Annotated in this window: 18 protein-coding genes; 14 read left to right on the forward strand and 4 right to left on the reverse strand. The window is 68.6% G+C overall.

Annotated elements, in window-relative coordinates; genetic code table 11:
- The first annotated feature begins 232 nt into the window (after positions 1-232).
- The 11 genes from IBJ82_RS03540 (at position 233) to pdxS (ending at position 12,709) form a co-directional block, all read left to right on the forward strand.
- Entirely contained in the window at positions 233-2,443 is a 2,211-nt protein-coding gene (locus IBJ82_RS03540; RefSeq protein ID WP_194824479.1) for a SulP family inorganic anion transporter, read from the forward strand.
- 48 nt (positions 2,444-2,491) lie between these two features.
- Entirely contained in the window at positions 2,492-2,983 is a 492-nt protein-coding gene (locus tag IBJ82_RS03545; RefSeq protein WP_194824480.1) for a TIGR02611 family protein, read from the forward strand.
- Positions 2,980-3,651: a (2Fe-2S)-binding protein gene (locus tag IBJ82_RS03550; protein WP_194824481.1), complete on the forward strand. Its 672-nt coding sequence runs from the start codon at positions 2,980-2,982 to the stop codon at positions 3,649-3,651. Before IBJ82_RS03545 ends, IBJ82_RS03550 begins: the two co-directional genes overlap by 4 nt.
- 118 nt (positions 3,652-3,769) lie before the next feature.
- Positions 3,770-5,842, forward strand: a complete 2,073-nt coding sequence (gene thrS, locus IBJ82_RS03555) for a threonine--tRNA ligase (RefSeq protein ID WP_194824482.1) — start codon at positions 3,770-3,772, stop codon at positions 5,840-5,842.
- Complete coding sequence (locus IBJ82_RS03560) at positions 5,839-6,393, forward strand: HIT domain-containing protein (RefSeq protein WP_056810869.1); 555 nt, start codon at positions 5,839-5,841, stop codon at positions 6,391-6,393. Before thrS ends, IBJ82_RS03560 begins: the two co-directional genes overlap by 4 nt.
- Positions 6,394-6,398: 5 nt before the next feature.
- On the forward strand, positions 6,399-7,076 hold the full coding sequence (gene pgsA / locus IBJ82_RS03565) for a phosphatidylinositol phosphate synthase (protein WP_370585201.1): 678 nt from the start codon (positions 6,399-6,401) through the stop codon (positions 7,074-7,076).
- Positions 7,073-7,996 carry a phosphatidylinositol mannoside acyltransferase gene (locus tag IBJ82_RS03570; RefSeq protein ID WP_194824484.1) on the forward strand — a complete coding sequence of 308 codons (924 nt, stop codon included), beginning with the start codon at positions 7,073-7,075 and terminating at the stop codon, positions 7,994-7,996. Before pgsA ends, IBJ82_RS03570 begins: the two co-directional genes overlap by 4 nt.
- Positions 7,993-9,117: a glycosyltransferase family 4 protein gene (locus IBJ82_RS03575; protein WP_194824485.1), complete on the forward strand. Its 1,125-nt coding sequence runs from the start codon at positions 7,993-7,995 to the stop codon at positions 9,115-9,117. Before IBJ82_RS03570 ends, IBJ82_RS03575 begins: the two co-directional genes overlap by 4 nt.
- Positions 9,117-10,160 (forward strand): NUDIX domain-containing protein, encoded by a 1,044-nt coding sequence (locus IBJ82_RS03580; protein WP_194825152.1) that lies wholly within the window; start codon positions 9,117-9,119, stop codon positions 10,158-10,160. The genes IBJ82_RS03575 and IBJ82_RS03580 overlap by 1 nt, the downstream gene beginning before the upstream one ends.
- Before the next feature lie 274 nt (positions 10,161-10,434).
- Complete coding sequence (locus tag IBJ82_RS03585; protein WP_194824486.1) at positions 10,435-11,622, forward strand: Cmx/CmrA family chloramphenicol efflux MFS transporter; 1,188 nt, start codon at positions 10,435-10,437, stop codon at positions 11,620-11,622.
- A gap of 166 nt (positions 11,623-11,788) precedes the next feature.
- Positions 11,789-12,709, forward strand: coding sequence for a pyridoxal 5'-phosphate synthase lyase subunit PdxS (gene pdxS / locus IBJ82_RS03590; protein ID WP_194824487.1), 921 nt, complete (start codon positions 11,789-11,791; stop codon positions 12,707-12,709).
- Positions 12,710-12,802: 93 nt separating this feature from the next.
- Here the strand turns inward: pdxS and IBJ82_RS03595 are convergent, their stop codons facing one another.
- Entirely contained in the window at positions 12,803-13,630 is an 828-nt protein-coding gene (locus IBJ82_RS03595) for an SDR family NAD(P)-dependent oxidoreductase (protein ID WP_194824488.1), read from the reverse strand.
- 107 nt (positions 13,631-13,737) lie between these two features.
- On the opposite strand from IBJ82_RS03595, the gene IBJ82_RS03600 reads away from it, so the two are divergent.
- Entirely contained in the window at positions 13,738-14,310 is a 573-nt protein-coding gene (locus tag IBJ82_RS03600) for a TetR/AcrR family transcriptional regulator (protein ID WP_194824489.1), read from the forward strand.
- A gap of 4 nt (positions 14,311-14,314) precedes the next feature.
- Here the strand turns inward: IBJ82_RS03600 and IBJ82_RS03605 are convergent, their stop codons facing one another.
- Together IBJ82_RS03605 and IBJ82_RS03610 are read right to left on the reverse strand one after the other, a co-directional pair.
- Positions 14,315-14,971: a response regulator transcription factor gene (locus tag IBJ82_RS03605; RefSeq protein WP_194824490.1), complete on the reverse strand. Its 657-nt coding sequence runs from the start codon at positions 14,969-14,971 to the stop codon at positions 14,315-14,317.
- A complete protein-coding gene (locus IBJ82_RS03610; RefSeq protein WP_194824491.1) occupies positions 14,968-16,131 on the reverse strand; it encodes a sensor histidine kinase in 1,164 nt (387 codons plus the stop codon). Before IBJ82_RS03610 ends, IBJ82_RS03605 begins: the two co-directional genes overlap by 4 nt.
- Positions 16,132-16,270: 139 nt before the next feature.
- Here IBJ82_RS03610 and IBJ82_RS03615 point away from each other — a divergent pair, with 139 nt between their 5' ends.
- Positions 16,271-16,873 (forward strand): hypothetical protein, encoded by a 603-nt coding sequence (locus IBJ82_RS03615; protein WP_194824492.1) that lies wholly within the window; start codon positions 16,271-16,273, stop codon positions 16,871-16,873.
- Between the two features lie 18 nt (positions 16,874-16,891).
- On the opposite strand, the gene IBJ82_RS03620 is transcribed toward IBJ82_RS03615, so the two are convergent.
- Positions 16,892-17,686, reverse strand: coding sequence for a hypothetical protein (locus tag IBJ82_RS03620; protein ID WP_194824493.1), 795 nt, complete (start codon positions 17,684-17,686; stop codon positions 16,892-16,894).
- A gap of 164 nt (positions 17,687-17,850) precedes the next feature.
- Here IBJ82_RS03620 and IBJ82_RS03625 point away from each other — a divergent pair, with 164 nt between their 5' ends.
- Entirely contained in the window at positions 17,851-18,585 is a 735-nt protein-coding gene (locus IBJ82_RS03625) for a sulfite exporter TauE/SafE family protein (protein WP_194824494.1), read from the forward strand.
- The last annotated feature ends 79 nt before the right edge of the window (positions 18,586-18,664 follow it).

The raw sequence follows: 18,664 nt of genomic DNA on the forward strand, positions 1-18,664 counted from the left end.
GGGGTAGTTGTGGGTCACACCACAGACTGCCTGCCGTTATGGCGACGCCCACTGTTTGTGCGGCACACTGGCTTTGCCAATTCTTTACCAATAGGTTGGATTCACCCCGTACCCCGTACCCCGTACCCGGTTCGCCGTCGCACCGGCCTCTTTCAATGCTCCTGCCCCTTTGCTTCACCGTCCTCGTGATGATCGGCCTCGGCCCAGCGCCGAGAGCCGGCGAAGGAGAGTCATGTCTATCGAGAACGACCTTGCTCCGCCCCGTGCGGACGAGTCATCCCGCCCCGCGTGGCAGCAGACGCTGCTACGGCATGATCTACCCGCTTCCATCGTAGTTTTCCTGGTCGCGCTGCCCCTGTCGCTCGGCATCGCGGTGGCCTCCGGCGCGCCGATCGCCGCCGGTCTCGTCGCCGCCGTGATCGGTGGTGTGGTGGTGGGCCTGCTCGGCGGGTCGGCCCTGCAGGTCAGTGGCCCCGCCGCGGGTCTGACCGTGGTCGTCGCCGAGTCCATCGCGCAATTCGGTTGGCGCGTCACCTGTTTCATCGTGGTCGCCGCAGGCGTGCTGCAGATCCTGTTCGGGCTCAGCCGGATCGCGCGCGCCGCCCTCGCCGTGGCTCCCGTGGTGGTCCACGCCATGTTGGCCGGTATCGGCATCACCATCGCCCTGCAGCAGGTCCATGTCCTGCTCGGCGGTTCCTCGCACAGCACCGCGCTGCGCAACTTGACCGAACTACCCGGGCAGATGCTGTCGCTGCACGGTGGTGACGCGCTCGTCGGCGCCGTGGTGATCGCGGTGATGCTCGGCTGGAAGTACGTCCCGCCGAAGCTGCGCGCGGTCCCGGGCCCGCTGATCGCGGTGCTCGTCGGCACCGTGCTCTCCCTCGGCCTGCCCGATATCGAGCGCATCGCGCTGAGCGGGTCGGTCTTCGACGCGCTCGGCCTGCCGGAACTGCCGTCGGGCAACTGGTCGGCCGTGGCCATGATGGTGCTGACCATCGCGTTGATCGCCAGCGTGGAGAGCCTGCTCTCGGCCGTCGCCGTCGACAAGATGCACACCGGTCCGCGCACCGGATTCGACCGGGAACTGATCGGCCAGGGCACGGCGAACGTCATCTCGGGCCTGGCCGGCGGCCTGCCGATCACCGGCGTGATCGTGCGCAGCGCCACCAACGTGCAGGCGGGGGCGCGGACCAGAGCTTCGGCCGTCATGCACGGACTCTGGATTCTGTTGTTCTCGGTGGCGCTGGTCGGTCTGGTGGAACAGATTCCCAAGGCCGCGCTGGCGGGCCTGCTGATCGTCATCGGCATGCAGCTGGTGAAACTGGCCCACATCCGGTTGGCCCAGCGCACCGGCGACCTGCTGGTCTATGTGGTGACCGTGCTCGGCGTGGTGTTCACGAATCTGCTCGAAGGCGTGGTCATCGGGTTGGGACTGGCCTTCGGGCTGCTGCTGTGGCGGGTCGTGCGCGTGCAGGTGACGGCGGAGCCGCTGCCCGACGGGCGCTGGCAGGTCCACATCGACGGATCGTGCACCTTCCTGGCCTTGCCGAAACTGTCGGGCGAACTGGCGAAGGTGCCCGCCGGCGTCGATGTGACAGTCGAGATGACCGTCGACTTCCTCGACCACGCCGCGTTCGAGGCGATCGAGGACTGGCAGCGTCAGCACGAAAGCAGCGGTGGCCGTATCGATTTCGTCGAGATCGGGCACGCCCGGATGGCCGACACCCCGGGCGCGCCGCCGACGCGTGGATTCGGTCGCGCCGCGATCGACGACATGCTCCGTCCGTGGCGCCACCACAAGTCCGGCGGCGACGCGATGACGGCGGGTATCGCGGCCTTCCATCGCGGCTCCGCGCATGTGGTGCGCCCGCACCTGGACGGTAAGCACCAGGACCCGGATTCGTTCTTCCTCACCTGCTCGGATTCGCGGATCGTGCCCAATGTGATCACCAACAGCGGCCCGGGTGACCTGTTCACGGTGCGCAATGTCGGCAACCTGGTCCCGGTCAGCGGCGACGATTCGGTCGAAGCGGCGCTGACTTTCGCCTTGGACTCGCTCGCGGTCCGCTCGGTGGTGGTGTGCGGGCATTCCTCGTGCGGCGCGATGAAAGCGGTGCACTCCGCCGCCGACACCGGCGGTGGGCTCGGCTCCTGGTTGCGCCACGCCGAACCGGCGCTGCTGCGGTTCCGCGCCGGTCATCCCGTCGCCGTGGCCGCCGCGGCGGCCGGGTACGGCGAGGTGGATCAGCTGAGCATGGTCAATGTCGCCGTACAGCTCGAGACGCTGGGACGCAATCCCGCGGTGCGACGCGCGGTGATCGAGCGCGGGTTGGTGCTGTCGGGGCTGTTCTTCGACATCGCGGGTGCCCGGGTGCTCGAGGTGACCGTCGACGGGGTCGGCGCGATCGACGATCACGCCGCACTCGCTGTCACCGGTGGGTGAACGGGCACGCGGCGACTCGGCGGCGATCGGACTCGTAGTCTGGACTTCATGACCAGCGATCCGACCGCCGCCGAGCGCGTCACCGACGGCTCCGATTCCGCGGACAACGAGTCCGCCGCCGGGTCGGGGCGGTGGGACGGGTTCAAGGAACGCTGGCGCGCCTTCCGGGAACACATTGCCCAGCGCCCTACCCTCAACCTCGTCTACCGCATCGTCGTCGGCGTGGTCGGTGGGTTGGTGCTGATCGTCGGGATCGTCACGATCCCGTACCCCGGACCCGGCTGGGCGCTGGTGTTCGCGGGATTCGGCATCCTGGCCACCGAATTCGTCTGGGCCCATCACACCTTGAACTGGGTGCGCGGCAAATACCGGATCGTCATGGACTGGTACACCTCGCGCGGTTGGTTCATCAAGGTACTCGGCGCGGTGGGCACCTTCGCCCTCGTCCTGGTGACGTTGTGGCTGCTCGGTACATTTTCGATGGTCGCAGGGTGGATCGGAGTCGATTGGCCATGGTTGCACAGTCCCCTGATGTCGTGAGCACGGTTCCCGGCCTGCTACTCACCGACCCGGCCTGGGTCGCGGCCCGGATCGACGCGATGAGCCATTCCTGGGGCACCGATGTGCCCCGGGTCGCGGGCACCCTGTGGTGGTGCATGGTCGCCTCGACCTTGGTCGAGCAGATCGCGTTCGCCTACGCGGCGGGCACGCCCGCTCCGGTCGCCGCGCTCGGCGAATTCGACTGTGTGGTCCGTCCGGACGGCGGTGTCGAGCACGCGCAGTTCCGCCGGATGCCGGTCGATGCCGCCGGGCGCTCCGTGCGCTCCGACGTGGGTGGCGAGACCGGCGCGGCAGCGGCCGAGGAGGTCGCGACCGCCTTGCGCGACACCTTGACCGCCGTGATCTCCCAGGTCGCGGCGGTTTCCGGGGCCGGGATTCCCGCGCTGTGGGCGGTCGTCGCCGATGCCATCGGCAACCGGGCACTCGACGCGGGCGCCCCGGAGGCCGCGACCCGGCTGGCGGCGGACGTGGGCCCGTGCCTGCCCGCGCCACGGTTCGTCACGGTGGGGGGCCGTACTTTCGTCCGCCGCGCGTCGTGTTGCCTGGTCTACGAGGCGCCCGGTCGACAGATGTGCACGAGCTGCCCGAAGCGCGCGCCCGCCGATCGAGCCGAACAGCTGGCCGCCGCCGCGCGCGCTCGGTCCTAGGTCCATCGACACGCCCCGTCGGCGGTCCCGATAGCATGGGCGGCGCAGGATCCCCTGCGTGACCGACGCTGTGCGACCTGCCGGATGACCCGGCACCGACGTCAAGGAGAACATTCCCGTGACCACCTCTGCACCCATCAGTCCCGTCGCTCTCGTTCGGGTGCCGGCCGGGACTACCGCGGGCGCAGCGGTGCGGGAAGCGGGCTTGCCCACGAAGGGCCCGGACACGGTCGTCGTCGTGCGTGATGTCGACGGCGCACTCAAGGATCTGTCCTGGATCCCGGAGGAGGACGCCGACGTCGAGCCGGTTCCCGCGAACAGCGAGGACGGGCGCAGCGTGATCCGGCACTCGGCCGCGCACGTGCTCGCCCAGGCGGTGCAGCAGGAGTTCCCCGACGCGAAACTCGGGATCGGCCCGCCGATCAAGGACGGCTTCTACTACGACTTCCAGGTCGACAAACCCTTCACCCCCGAGGATCTGGCCAAGCTGGAATCGCGGATGAAGAAGATCGTCAAAGGCGCGCAACGCTTTTCGCGTCGCGTCGTGGAGATCGACGACGCCCGCGTCGAACTGGCGAACGAGCCGTTCAAGCTCGAGCTGATCAGCGACAAGTCCGGCGCCCAACTTGCCGCGGACCCCGAGATCATGGAGGTCGGCGGCAACGAGCTGACCATCTACGACAACCTGGACCCGCGCACCGGCGAGAAGCTGTGGGGCGACCTGTGTCGCGGCCCGCACATCCCCACCACCAAGTTCATTCCGGCCTTCAAGCTGACCCGCTCCTCGGCCGCCTACTGGCGTGGCGACCAGGACCGCGAGGACCTGCAGCGCGTGTACGGCACCGCGTGGGAATCCACCGAGGCGATGGACGCCTACCTGGAGCTGCTGGCCGAGGCCGAGCGCCGCGATCACCGCAAGCTGGGCCTCGAGCTCGACCTGTTCTCCTTCCCCGACGCGCTCGGTTCGGGTCTGCCGGTGTTCCACCCCAAGGGCGGCATCATCCGCAAGGAGATGGAGGAGTACTCGCGTCAGCGCCACGTCGACGCGGGCTACGAGTTCGTCAATACTCCCCACCTCACCAAGGGGCATCTGTACGAGATCTCGGGCCACCTCGACTGGTACAAGGACGGCATGTTCCCGGCCATGCACCTCGACGCCGAACTCAACGAGGACGGCACCGTCCGCAAGCCCGGCCAGGACTACTACGTCAAGCCGATGAACTGCCCGATGCACAACCTGATCTTCGGCGCGCGCGGTCGTTCCTACCGTGAGCTGCCGCTGCGGATGTTCGAGTTCGGCTCGGTGTACCGCTACGAGAAGTCCGGCGTGATCCACGGCCTGACCCGCGTGCGTGGCATGACCCAGGACGACGCGCACATCTACTGCACCAAAGAGCAGATGCACGGCGAGCTCACCAGCACCCTGCAGTTCGTCCTCGGCCTGCTGAAGGACTACGGCCTCGACGACTTCTACCTCGAGCTGTCCACCAAGGACCCGAAGAAGTACGTGGGTTCGGACGAGCTCTGGGCCGAGGCCACCGAGACCCTCGAGAAGGTCGCCGAGGCTTCCGGCCTGGATCTGGTGCCCGACCCCGGCGGCGCCGCGTTCTACGGTCCGAAGATCTCCGTGCAGGTCAAGGACGCGCTGGGCCGCACCTGGCAGATGTCGACCGTGCAGCTCGACTTCAACCTGCCCGATCGTTTCGACCTCGAGTACACCGCCTCCGACGGCACCAAGCAGCGCCCGGTGATGATCCACCGCGCCCTGTTCGGCTCGATCGAACGCTTCTTCGGCGTGCTCACCGAGCACTACGCCGGTGCGTTCCCCGCCTGGCTCTCGCCGGTGCAGGTCGTCGGGATTCCGGTCGCGGAAAACTTTGTCCCGCACCTGGATTCGGTGATCGAGCGGTTGCGCGACGCAGGCGTGCGGGCCCAGGTGGACCGCAGCGACGACCGGATGCAGAAGAAGATCTTCAACCAGACCGCGCAGAAGGTGCCGTTCATGCTGCTTGCGGGCGCGCGCGACGTGGAAGCGGGCGCGGTGAGCTTCCGGTTCCGCGACGGCACTCAGGTCAACGGGGTGCCCGTCGCCGACGCGGTCGCCACCATCACCACGTGGATCGCCCACCGCGAGAACGCCTCACCCACTGCCGAGGGGTTCGAGGTCGTCTCGGCGGCGGTCGGGTCATGAGCGAGAACCTCGCCCCCGACGCCGGCTCGATCGTCGACGCCGGGGCGGGCCAGCCCGACCGCCTCCAGCGGTTGTGGACGCCGTACCGGATGTCCTACATCACCGGTGAGGTCAAGCCCAAGGACGCGACCGGGCATCCGTTCACCGATATCCCGAAGATGTCGGACGAAGACGGCCTGATCATCGCGCGCGGCGAGAATGTCTACGCCGTGCTGAACTTGTACCCGTACAACCCAGGGCACATGATGGTGGTGCCGTACCGCCGGGTAGCCGACCTGGAGGACCTCACGACCGCCGAGAGCGCGGAACTGATGGCCTTCACGCAGCGGGCCATTCGCGTGATGAAGCAGGTCTCGCGGCCTGCCGGATTCAACGTGGGTCTCAACCTCGGCGGCGTGGCCGGTGGTTCGCTCGCCGACCACCTGCACCAGCACATCGTTCCGCGCTGGGGCGGGGACGCGAACTTCATCACCGTGGTCGGCGGGGTGAAGGTGATGCCTCAGTTGTTGCGCGAGACGCGGCAGCTGCTGGCGGAGGCATGGGAGGAATAAGGACCGTGCTCAGCTTCTTCGGCCGCCAGACGTTTGCGAAAGCGACTGCGCCGCTGGGCAAAGCGCTCGTCGGGACGGGGCTCACCCCGGACGCGATGACACTGATCGGTACCACGGCGACCATCGCCGCCGCGGTGACCCTTTTCCCCTCCGGGCACCTGTTCTGGGGAACGATGGTCATCTGGCTGTTCGTCATGTTCGACATGCTCGACGGGGCGATGGCGCGCGCCCGCGGCGGCGGCACGAAGTACGGCGCGGTCCTCGACGCCACCTGTGACCGGATGGCTGACGGCGCGATCTTCGCCGGACTCGCCTGGTGGGCGGTCTATCACGAGCAGAGCAAGCACCTGTTCGCGCTGACCTTGATCGTGCTGGTCACCTCGCAGGTGATCTCCTACGCCAAGGCGCGGGCCGAGGCCAGTGGCCTGTCCGCCGACGGTGGACTCATCGAACGCCCGGACCGCCTGGTCCTCGTGCTGGCCGGCGCCGGACTCACCGGCATCGGCGGGCACTGGGGGATCGACTGGCTGACCTGGGCCATCTACGTGGCGATGTGGGTACTGGCGGTGCTGAGCATCGTGACGGTGTTCCAGCGGGTGCTCGCGGTGCGCAATTCACCTGGCGCCAGGGTGGTCATTCCACCGGCGCCGCAGCCGGACACGGCGGAGGGGTCGGCGTCGTGAGCCTCAAAGATCGAATCAGTGACTGGGGCTACGCCGCAGGCTGGGGTCTCGTGCGTTCGGCACCGGAAGGGTTGGTGCGCAAGGTCTTCGACCTCGGCGCCGATCGTGCGGTGAAGGGCGGCGGACCGCAACAGTTGCGCCGCAACCTCGCCCGTGTCCTCGGTGTGCCCGCCGACCAGGTGCCCGACGACCTGATGCGGGCGAGCATGCGCTCCTATGCGCGCTACTGGCGTGAGGCGTTCCGGCTGCCGACGATGGACCACACCGCGATCGACTACTACGTCGGTGGCCTGGAGAATGTCGACGCCGCATTGGAACAGGGTCGCGGCCTCATTCTGGTGCTCCCGCACTCGGGCAACTGGGATATGGCCGGTGTCTGGCTGGTGCAGCACTACGACAACTTCACCACCGTGGCCGAGCGGCTGAAGCCGGAATCGCTGTTCGAGCGGTTCGTCGCCTACCGCGAGAGCCTCGGATTCGAGGTGTTCCCCTTGACCGGTGGTGAGCAGCCGCCGTTCGCCGCACTCGCCGAACGACTGCGCCAGAACCGGATCGTGTGCCTGATGGGCGAGCGCGACCTCACCGGCAAGGGTGTGCCGGTCGACTTCCTCGGGGAACGCACCTGGATGCCCGGCGGCGCCGCGAAGCTGGCCATCGAGACCGGCGCCGCGCTGGTCCCGGTGCACGGCTGGTTCACCGTCGACGAGGACGGCACCGAAGGATGGGGACTGAAAGCCGAACCGGCACTGGATGTTTCCGGTGGCGTGGCGGCCGCGACGCAGGCGCTCGCCGACCGGTTCGCCGCCAATATCGCCGAGCATCCGGCCGATTGGCACATGCTGCAACCGCTCTGGGAGGGCGACCTGTCGCCCGAACGACTGTCGCGGATCACCGCGCAGGACACAGGGGGCCAGCGGTGAAGATCGGCATGATCTGCCCGTACTCGTTCGATGTTCCGGGCGGCGTGCAGGCTCATGTGGTCGAGCTCGCCCGGGTGTTCATCGAACGCGGGCACAAGGTGAGCGTGCTCGCCCCGGCTTCCGACGACACACCACTGCCCGATTTCGTCGTCTCGGCGGGTCGTGCGGTCGCGATTCCCTACAACGGGTCGGTGGCGCGGTTGTCGTTCGGCCCGATGGCCTACACCAGGATCCGCCGCTGGATCGACAGCAACGACTTCGACGTACTGCACATCCACGAACCCAACGCCCCGAGCCTGTCGATGCTGGCGCTCAAGATCGCCGAGGGTCCGATCGTGGCGACGTTCCACACCTCGACCACGAAGTCGTTGGTGCTCAGCACTTTTCAGGGTGTGCTCCGCCCGTATCACGAGAAGATCAGCGGGCGGATCGCCGTATCCGAACTGGCCAGGCGCTGGCAGGTCGAGGCCCTCGGATCCGACGCGGTGGAGATCCCCAACGGGGTCGACGTGTCCGCGTTCGCGCGGGGTGAGCCGCTCGACGGATATCCGCGCGCGGGCCGCACCGTGCTGTTCCTCGGTCGCTACGACGAACCGCGCAAGGGCATGGATGTGCTGCTGGGCGCGCTGCCCGCGCTCATCGAACACCATCCCGACGTGGAGATCCTCATCGTCGGGCGCGGCGACGAGGACCGGCTGCGCCGCGAGGCGGGCGAGCACGCGGGGCACCTGCGGTTCCTCGGGCAGGTCTCCGATGCCGAGAAGGCCGCCGCGCTGCGCAGCGCCGACGTGTACGTCGCGCCGAATCTGGGCGGCGAGAGCTTCGGCATCATTCTGATCGAGGCGATGGCCGCGGGCACCCCGGTGGTCGCCAGCGAACTCGACGCCTTCCGGCGGGTGCTGCGCGACGGCACCGCGGGCATGCTCACCCCGATCGGTGACTCCGCCGCGCTCGCCACCGCCATCGACACCCTGCTCACCGACGACGAGACGCGCGAACGCCTGGTCAGCACCGCCACCCAGGTGGTCGCGGGCTACGACTGGCCGGTCGTGGCCGAACAGATCCTGCGGGTGTACGAGACGGTCACGGTCGGCGACAACCGGGTGCGTGCCGCCGGATGATCACCTTCTCCGCGACCACCGTCCTCGTTCTCGGGCTGATCGCCCTGCTCGTGCTCGCCCTCGGCGTGTGGGCCTACTCCACCGCGAACCGCCTGGACCGGCTGCACGTTCGCTCCGATCAATCCTGGCAGGCACTCGATGCCGCACTCGCCCGTCGTGCCGTGGTCGCCCGCGCGGTGGCCATGTCGGAGGCCGGGCCGGTGAGCGCCGATCCACGCCGGGAACGGGCCGCGCACCTCGCCTCGCTGGCCGATCGCGCCGAACGCGCCGACCGCGGTGACCGGGAAACGATCGAGAACCAGCTCTCCGCCGCGCTGTCCCTGGTCGACATCGACCACCTGCGACCCCAGTTGGTCGCCGAACTCGCCGACGCCGAGGCACGCGTGCTCATCGCGCGCCGCTTCCACAACGACGCCGTGCGCGACACCCTGGCCCTGCGCACCCGCAGGCCCGTGCGCATCCTGCACCTCGGCGGCACCGCACCGCTGCCGCACTACTTCGAGATCACCGAGCGCGCGACGCCCGCCGCCGCGACCGGCCTCGTCGTGCACACCACCCGCACCTCCGCACGGGTGATGCTGCTCGACGAGCAGAACCGGGTACTGCTGCTGCGCGGCCACGACCCGATGATCCCCGAGGTCGCCTTCTGGTTCACCGTCGGCGGCGGGGTCGAACCGGGGGAGAACCTGCGCGACGCCGCGGTCCGCGAGATCTACGAGGAAACCGGTCAGCGCGTCGACCCCGCGTCGCTGCGCGGTCCGCTGTGGCGTCGCGTGGCGGTGTTCCCGTTCAACGGCGAACTGATCCGCTCCGAGGAACTGTTCTTCACCCTGCGCTCGCCGGGATTCCAATGGCGCCCGGCCGACCTCACCGCCCTGGAGCGACGCACGATCACCGACCACCGCTGGTGCACCGCCGACGACATCCGCGCGCTCGACGCCGCGGGCGAAGCGGTGTACCCGTACCACCTCGACGAGTTGCTCATCGAGGCTGTCACCGCGGCCGAGGACGACACCCAGCACGTGGTCCGCTCCATCCGCTGACACGCACGCGATAACCCCGTGCGACTGCGCCGTGCCGTTGTTACGGTGAGGGCGTGAATTCTCCGGAGGCGTCGAGAAGGTAGCCGTCCGGCCGACAGGCTGGGCGGCGTTGTGCGGGTGCGCGTTGTCGGCCGGGTAACCGGTGCGACGTGTCTTTCGCAACGCCGGATGATCGTCGATTTCTCGCGGCCAGGCCACTTTCCGCCTGGTTTCGCCATCGTCTCGGACGCCGCGCTCGCGGTGTGGTGTCCCGGTATCCGGAGAGTTGATATTCATGCCCATCGGGGTTTTCGTGCTGGCTGTCGCCGTTTTCGCGCAGGGCACATCGGAATTCATGATGTCGGGGTTGGTGGCGCGGACCGCCGCCGACTTCGGGGTCTCGCTCGGGACCGTGGGGTTGCTGACCTCGCTGTACGCCGTCGGTATGGTGCTCGGCGCGCCGACGATGGCGGCCACAGCGGGTCGCCGGCCGCTACGGCGTTCGGCGACAACGTTTCTCGCGCTGTTCTGTCTCGCGCACGTCGTCGGTGCCGTCACCGGCGAGTTCGGGGTGCTGGTGGCGACGCGGGTGATCGCCGCGGTGGCCAACGCGGGGTTTCTGGCGGTCGTACTGGCCGCCCTGCCTCGGTTGGTCGGTGCGGCGCAGATCGGGCGGGCCACCTCGGTCATCGTGTCAGGGGTGACCGTGGCCTGCATCGCGGGCGTTCCCGCCGGAACAGTGCTCGGTCAGCTGTGGGGGTGGCGCTCGGCGTTCTGGGCGGTGGCCGTGGTCGGTGCGGGGGTGCTCGTCGCGATGGTGCTGACGCTCCCGCTCGACGACCGAGACCGGTCGACGGTGTCGATTCCCTCGGTGCGGTCGGAGTGGGCCGTGCTCGGCGTGCGGCGGGTGCGGGCGGCTGTCGTCGTCGGGATTCTGGTCAATGCCGCCACTTTCGCCGGTTTCACCTATCTCGGCACGATCACCGCGCAGCTCGCGGGACAGGACAGCGCGTGGGTTCCGTTCGTGCTGGCCGTGTTCGGGATCGGCTCCTTCGCGGGCGTCACGCTGGCCGGTCGCCACAGTGACCGCCACGGCGGGTCCATCGTCACTGTCGGCACGGTCGGGCTCGTCGGCGTCTGGGCGCTGGCCGCGCTGACGGCACAGTCGATCGCCGCGGTGGCGATCATGACGTTCGTCGTCGGTGCTGTCGCTTTCGGTGTCGGGTCGACGCTGATCGCGACGATCGTGCGGTCGGCCACACCGACGGCACCTCGCCTGGCCGGTGCGTTGGCTACCACCGCGCTCAATATCGGTGCGGTCCTCGGTCCTGTCACCGCCGGGGTGATCGTCGATCGGGTCGGCGATCCGGTCGCCGCGCTGTGGTGCGGCGCCGCATCGGCCGCCGTCGCGGCGGTGATCGTGCTGGTCGGTCGGCGCGGGCGTCATCCGGCGCCGGACGAGGTCGGAGTCGACGTGCGGTGAATCACGTCGGAGCCCGGCGGTGCCCTCGGACCAGGCCAGCTGGGGGCGGAGTTCGCATCGCCGCTGGTCGTGACAAGGCCAGTGGTGCTCAACTGGCTATGAAGGCCGAATTCGGGCAGATCTAGAATCGACGGTGACCCGAACCCGAGCGACTTGATTGGCGCCCATGACACAGGAGACATTCGTGACTACGCCTGAGACCACCAACACCGTCGGCACCGCCCGCGTGAAGCGCGGCATGGCCGAGATGCTCAAGGGTGGCGTGATCATGGATGTGGTCAACGCCGAGCAGGCCAAGATCGCCGAAGACGCCGGCGCCGTGGCCGTGATGGCGCTCGAGCGGGTGCCCGCCGACATCCGCGCCCAGGGCGGCGTGTCCCGGATGAGCGACCCGGACATGATCGACGGCATCATCGCCGCCGTCTCCATCCCGGTCATGGCCAAGGCCCGTATCGGCCACTTCGTCGAGGCGCAGATCCTGCAGAGCCTCGGCGTGGACTACATCGACGAGTCCGAGGTCCTCACCCCCGCCGACTACGCCAACCACATCGACAAGTGGAACTACACCGTCCCGTTCGTCTGTGGCGCCACCAACCTGGGTGAGGCGCTACGCCGTATCACCGAGGGCGCGGCCATGATCCGCTCGAAGGGCGAGGCGGGCACCGGTGACGTGTCCAACGCCACCACTCACATGCGCACCATCCGCGGCGAGATCCGTCGCCTGTCCTCGCTGTCCGAGGACGAGCTCTTCGTGGCCGCCAAGGAGTTGCAGGCACCGTACGAGCTGGTCCGTGAGGTCGCTCAGACCGGCAAGCTCCCGGTCGTGATGTTCACCGCCGGTGGCATCGCCACCCCCGCCGACGCCGCCATGATGATGCAGCTCGGCGCCGAAGGCGTGTTCGTCGGCTCGGGCATCTTCAAGTCCGGCAACCCCGAACAGCGCGCCGCCGCCATCGTCAAGGCCACCACCTTCTACGACGACCCGGACGTGCTGGCCAAGGTCTCGCGTGGCCTGGGCGAGGCCATGGTCGGCATCAACGTCGAAGAGATCCCGCAGCCGCACCGTCTGGCCGAGCGCGGCTGGTGATCACGGTCCCGATACCGTTCGGGCACTGAAGAATTCGCCTCGGCGGGCGTCGTGATGATCGCGACGCCCGCCGAGGCGTTTTCGGGCGAGGGCTCAGCGCCGCAGGAGTTCGGTGGTGAGGGCGTCGAGGCGGATCGCGTTGTCCGGGTCGAAGTCCTTGCGCGTCAAGGGGAGTCGGGTCCGGAGTCGGAAGGCGCTCACCGGATCCGCGGGCGGTTCGTCGAGTAGCCGGGCGATCGGCGGCACCGACTTGTCGACCGATCGGCCGAAGACGAATCCGGCGGCCTTGGTCAGGATTCGCTGCGGTGCGGGCAGGGGGTCGGCCATTGCGGTGCGCACCATCATCGGGTTGTAGAGCACGTAGCGGGTGCGTGCGGTCGGGTAGCGCTGGGGAAAGGCGATGCCGAGCAGGTCGTTGGCGCGCGAGGCCTGCATGGCGGCGCGGGTGCCGGTGTAGCCCCGGCTCAACGTCAGGTCGTCCCAGTGGATTCGGCCGGGGAAGCCGCCGGGGCCGCAGATGTTCATGATCACCGGGGCGCTCGTGCGTTCCAGCGCTGCAACCAGGCCGTGTCCGAGGACGTATCGGCTCAGGTAGTGCAGCGCGAAGGTGAACTCGATGCCGTCTTCGGTTTCGGTACGTCGCGGCTGGAACCGTTGCGCACCGAAGATCAGGCCGTCGACCACCTCGGTTCGCGCGGTGATCCCGTCGAGTGCGGTCCGCATTCCGGCCAGGGTGCTCAGATCGGCGCGCAAGAACACGGCGCGCTCGCCCGCGCCGATCGCGTCGGCCTCCCGGACGAACGCCTCGCCTTTGGCGGCTCCGCTGGCTAGGGCGATCACCCGGTCGCCGCGTCGCAGAAAATGTAGGCCGAGCCCCTTGCCCATGCCGTCGGTGCCGCCGGTGATGACATATGTGCGCATCGAATCCCGTTCTCCTCGAATCACTCTGGACTGTGTCATCGGCCGATATCTCGAGGCTAGAAACGGGGACGCCACCAAGTCAACATCTGATGACTTAGCATGACTTCATGGAACCTAAGGCCGAACCACGTCGCCGCGATCGCGCGGCCACCCGCGCCGCGCTGCTCGACGTCGCGCGTATCCGTTTCGCCGCACAGGGTTTCGACGGCACCGGCCTGCGCGAGATCGCCGCCGAGGTCGGCGTCGACCCCGCCTTGGTGTCGCGCTACTTCGGTTCCAAGAAGCGGCTCTACGCCGAGGCGATGCACATGGAGATCCCGACCGGAGTGGCCGCGGATCCGCACCGGCCGGTCGTCAGCATCGCCGACGCCCTGCTCCATGACGTCGTGTACCAGGACTGGTCGCAGTACGGCGGAGAACACCCGCTGCTGGCTATGCTCCGATCGGCAGGCCACGACGACGTGCGCGATCAGCTACGCGCCCAACTCTGCGACGGCTACCTGCGCGAATTCGCCGACCGACTCGACGGTCCCGACGCGCAATTGCGTGCGGAGCTGATCGGAGCGCTGCTGATCGGCCTCGGGGTGATGCGCTCGGTGATCGGCACGCCCGCCGTGAGCGCGGCTCCGTTCGACCGAACCCGGGTGCTCGCGGCCCGCATGGTGAACGCCCTGACCTGACGGCTCAGAGGATTCCCTGTTCGTGGGCGTAGATCGCAGCTTGGGTGCGGTCGCGGACGCCGAGGCGATGGAGGATGCTCGAGACGTGGTTCTTCACGGTGCCCTCACTGAGGTAGAGGGACCGGGCGATTTCGCGGTTGGCGGCACCGGTGGCGAGCAGGCGAAGGACCTCGGTTTCGCGGCCGGTGAGGTCGATGGTGGGGCGTGGGATACGGGAGCGCACCATGGCGGCGAGGCGGGTGGTGACGGCGGCGGAGTACTGGTCGACGCCCGCGTGCGCGAGGCGGATCGCCTGGGCGAGTTCGGCGGCGGGGAGATCTTTGAGCAGGTAGCCGGACGCGCCCGCGTGCAGGGCGGCGACGATGTAGCCGTCGTCGTCGAAGGTGGTGAGCATCAACACTGTGACCCGCCCACGCAGCCTGGTGGCCGCCTCCACGCCGTCCGTTCCCGGCATGCGGACATCCATCAGCACCACATCCGGCTCCAGTGCGTTAGCGAGTTCGACTGCCTCGGAACCGCTTTCGGCCGCACCGAGTACTTCGATGCCGGGTTGCAGGGCGAGCAGCGCGGCGATCCCTTCACGAACCAGGCGCTCGTCGTCGGCGATCAACACGCGGACGTTCGGGGCAGTGCCCGACACAGCGGGATCGCGTCCGGTCATCGCCCCACCACGGGAATCGTGGCGAGCAGACGAGTTCCGTCGGCACCGGAGGTGATGCGCACCTCGCCGCCGACCAGGTCCAGGCGTTCACGCATTCCGGACAGCCCCTGCCCTTCCGTCGCGCCGGGCGCGAAACCTGTTCCGTTGTCGGCGATATCGAGGACGCCGGTGCTCGCGGTGAGGTCGACGCGAACCGCGACGGCGGTGGCGCCGGAGTGGCGGCGTGCGTTGGTGAGTGCTTCCTGCGCGGCGAGGTACAGGGCGAGGCGGACGGGTTCGCCGACGGTGTCCTCGGTGCCGGTGAGGTCGAGGGACACGGCGAAGCCGGTGTCGTCGAGCCGGGTCGCGAGCGCTCGCAACGCGGTGGCGAGGGTGAATTGCGTGTCGTCGGCGCGCAGGGTGCCGACCGCGCGCCGCACCTCATCGAGGGCCAGGCGCGTGGAATGACGCCCTTCGGCGAGTGCCCGGTCGGCGATATCGGTGTCCAACGGCCGGTAGGCGGCCGATTTCTCCAGTTGGATCGCGGTAACCACGAGGTGGTGGCCGACGCTGTCATGGATATCGCGGGCTACCCGGGTTCGTTCGGCGACGGTGGCGAGGGAGACCGCCTGATCGGCGTATTCCCGGAGCCGGGCGTGCGCGTCGGACAGTTCGGTGAGCAGTGTTTCGGCGCGGCGCCGCCCGGTTTCCTCGCGTTCGGCGATCACCGCGATCGCGAGGGCGAAAACGACGCCGATCGTGAACATCAGCAGATCCGAGAGCGCTTCGGGATTCGTACGCAGCGCCGGGCGCCCGAGAACGATGATCCCGGCGAGGAGTAGACCGCCACCGGCGAGTGCGTAGGCGACACGATGCCCGACGGTGAAATAGGCAGTGAGCGGAAGCAGGACGAACAGGACCTTCGCATTGCCGCTGCTGTCGAGCAGGGTGATCACCGTGTACAGAACGGCGCGGACGACCAGTCCGGCGATCGCGAGGGCCCTAGACCGGGAGAACCACCCCGCGGCCATCTCCAGCCCTCCCGCGAGCACGAGGGCCCCGGCGAACGCGCTCGACCGGGCAGGGTCGACAGGTCCGGTCGAGGCGACGGCGAGCCCGGCGACCAGCACGGAGACATACAGGAAGCACGCGACCCAGGTCAGTGCGCGCGGTCGATGCATTCGCTGAGCGTATGGCCAGATTCGTCGCACGGCCATGGTCGCGCGGCGAATCTGGCCGAAGGTCATGGGTCGCGCGGCACTTTCCGCCGTGACCACCGGATTCCTACCGTCGAGCTCGACATCGAGAAGGGATTTCGACATGGACACACGAGCACTACTGCGACTGGGCGGCGTCTCCGGCTTTCTCTGCGGCGGGGCTATCGCGGCGGCCGGCGTGATCGAACTGATCGCCGCGGGCAAGATACCGATCACCCAGGTTCTCAACGGGGCTGCCGTCCCCTTCGGGATCGGTCTGCTGGTGGCGTTGTACGCGCTGCTGCACCAGCGGCTCGGCCGCTTCGGAGCACTCGCCTTCGTCGTGCAATTCCTCGGCTTCGGCTATTTCGCGGGTATCGCCTTCGCCATGAATTTCGTGCTGGTGTACTTGGACAAGTCGGTGGTCGACGAATTACTCACCAGCCCGGCCAAGTTCGCCTTCCTCGCCACCGCGGTCCTCGCGCTGAGCGGAACGCTGCTGTTCGGCACAGCGCTGCTGCGTAGCGCGGCGGTCCCGCGCGGCGCGGTGATCCTCTACACCGCGGGCCTGTCCGTGCTCTGCCTGACCTTCCTGCTCCCGGCGCCGCTGGTCCGCGTCGGGCATATCGCGGCCGGATTCGGCATGGTGTGGCTGGCCTGGGCCGTGTGGTCGAGCGTGACCGTGAACCCGGCGGCTACCGCTCGCACTCGGCAGCCGGCGCGATAGCGCTGCCAGGGCCGCGGTCTACGGCTGACCCGCCGCGCCTTCGGTATCGGTGGTGAGGGCATCGGCGAAGTTCTCGGCGTAGCCGAGGATGAGCTGGCGCTGGGTGGGCAGGAGAACGGCCAGCTCGTGCCAGGCGATGGCGGTGGGGGAGCCGTACAGGTGGGTCAGGTCGGTGACCAGGGCCGCGGCCTGTTCGGGGGTGGGGGTGGTGGGGCGGGCGAAGGCGAGCAGGGAGGCGCCGATGGCGATGTGGCGATAGCCGTGCAGGGTCATGCGGCGGATGACGGTGTGGTTGTCGTAGGTGCTCCAGTCGTCGGCGAAGTACCCGTTCGGGATGCCGGCGATGGCGAGGTCGTCGCGGTCCACCGGGACGCGCTGGATCAGGACGACGTCGTCGACCACGCGGTCGGGGGAGCGATTGGCGGCGACGAGCGCGGCGAGTTCGTCCTCGGACGCGTTGCGGGTGTCGCGCAAGGATTCCCACGGGACGCGCGCGGACGGTTTGTCGAGCAGTGCGGCGATCCGGGAGACCGTGGCGTTCTCGGCGTGGTGGGTGGCGGCGGGATCGTCCGGGTCGTCGTGGCGTGCGCCGTCGCCTTCCACGAGTCCGAGGGTGGCGTGCATGCTCGTGTACGCGCACTGGCCGAGATCGTCGAGCGTGCACAGGATCCGTGCGTCGGGATGGTCCATGCGGACGAGCTCTAACGCGTCGAGCAACTGGGCGAAGGTGGTGACGTCGTCGAGGCGGGCAACGGTGTTGGAGTCCAGCCGGTTACGTCGAACGGGTGGTTCGCCCGGCTCGAAAGTCGTCATCTGCACCCCGTCATCCTGGCACGGCCTTCGGCGCGTCGGAGTGATCCCGGCGCCGGTGGGCGATGTGGGCCGCGTTTGCGCCGTGCGCTGTGCCGTCGTTGTGCGATGTCGGCGTCGGTTGGCCCAGGATTTGCTGCCAATTGGGCATACCGTACAGTCGGTCCGTGACCGCGCTCGACTTCTCCTTGCTGGTCGTCGCGGGATTCTTCACCGGCTTGATCGGTTTCGTCACCGGGATGGCCTCGATCGTCTCCTATCCGGCGCTGCTGGCCGCCGGTCTGCCGCCCGTCGCGGCCAATGTCACCAACACTGTCGCCATGGTCGCCGTCGGCGTCGGGGCGACCGCGAATTCCGGACGCGAACTCGTCGGACGCGGGTCCACGCTGGTGCGCTGGGCGGTGTTGGCGGCGGTGGGCGGGCTGCTCGGTGCGCTCGCCCTGCTGGTCGCCCCGGACGGCGCGTTCGAGGTGGTCGTGCCGTTCCTGGTGGCTATGGCGTCGATCGCGCTGCTGGTGCAACCACTGGTGCGCCGCCACATCGGCGAGCTCGGCGCGCCCTGGATCGTGCCGGTCGGCATCCTGCTCACCTCGGTGTACGGCGGGTATTTCGGCGCGGGCGCGGGGGTGATCTACCTGTCGATGATGCTGCTGTGCACCTCCGAATCCCTCTGGAGCGCATCGATTCTCAAGAGCTTCCTGCTCGGCATCGCGAACCTGGTCGCCGCGATCGGGTTCGCGGCCTTCGGACCGGTGCACTGGGGTGCGGCGCTGGCTCTCGGTGCGGGTGCGCTGGCAGGTGGCTGGTGTGGTCCACCGGTGGTGAAAGTGATCCCACCGAGCGTCTTGCGGGTGACGGTCGGGATCTGCGGACTCGGTCTCGCCGTATACCTGGCTCGATAGGCGTTCCTCCGGCAGTCGAGGACCGTTGCACGTCTGTGCCCATCAGGGCCGCTGGTTCGCACACCGGGGTGTGGTGCGG

Source organism: Nocardia sp. XZ_19_231, assembly GCF_015355705.1.
GTDB classification, from domain to species: domain Bacteria; phylum Actinomycetota; class Actinomycetes; order Mycobacteriales; family Mycobacteriaceae; genus Nocardia; species Nocardia salmonicida.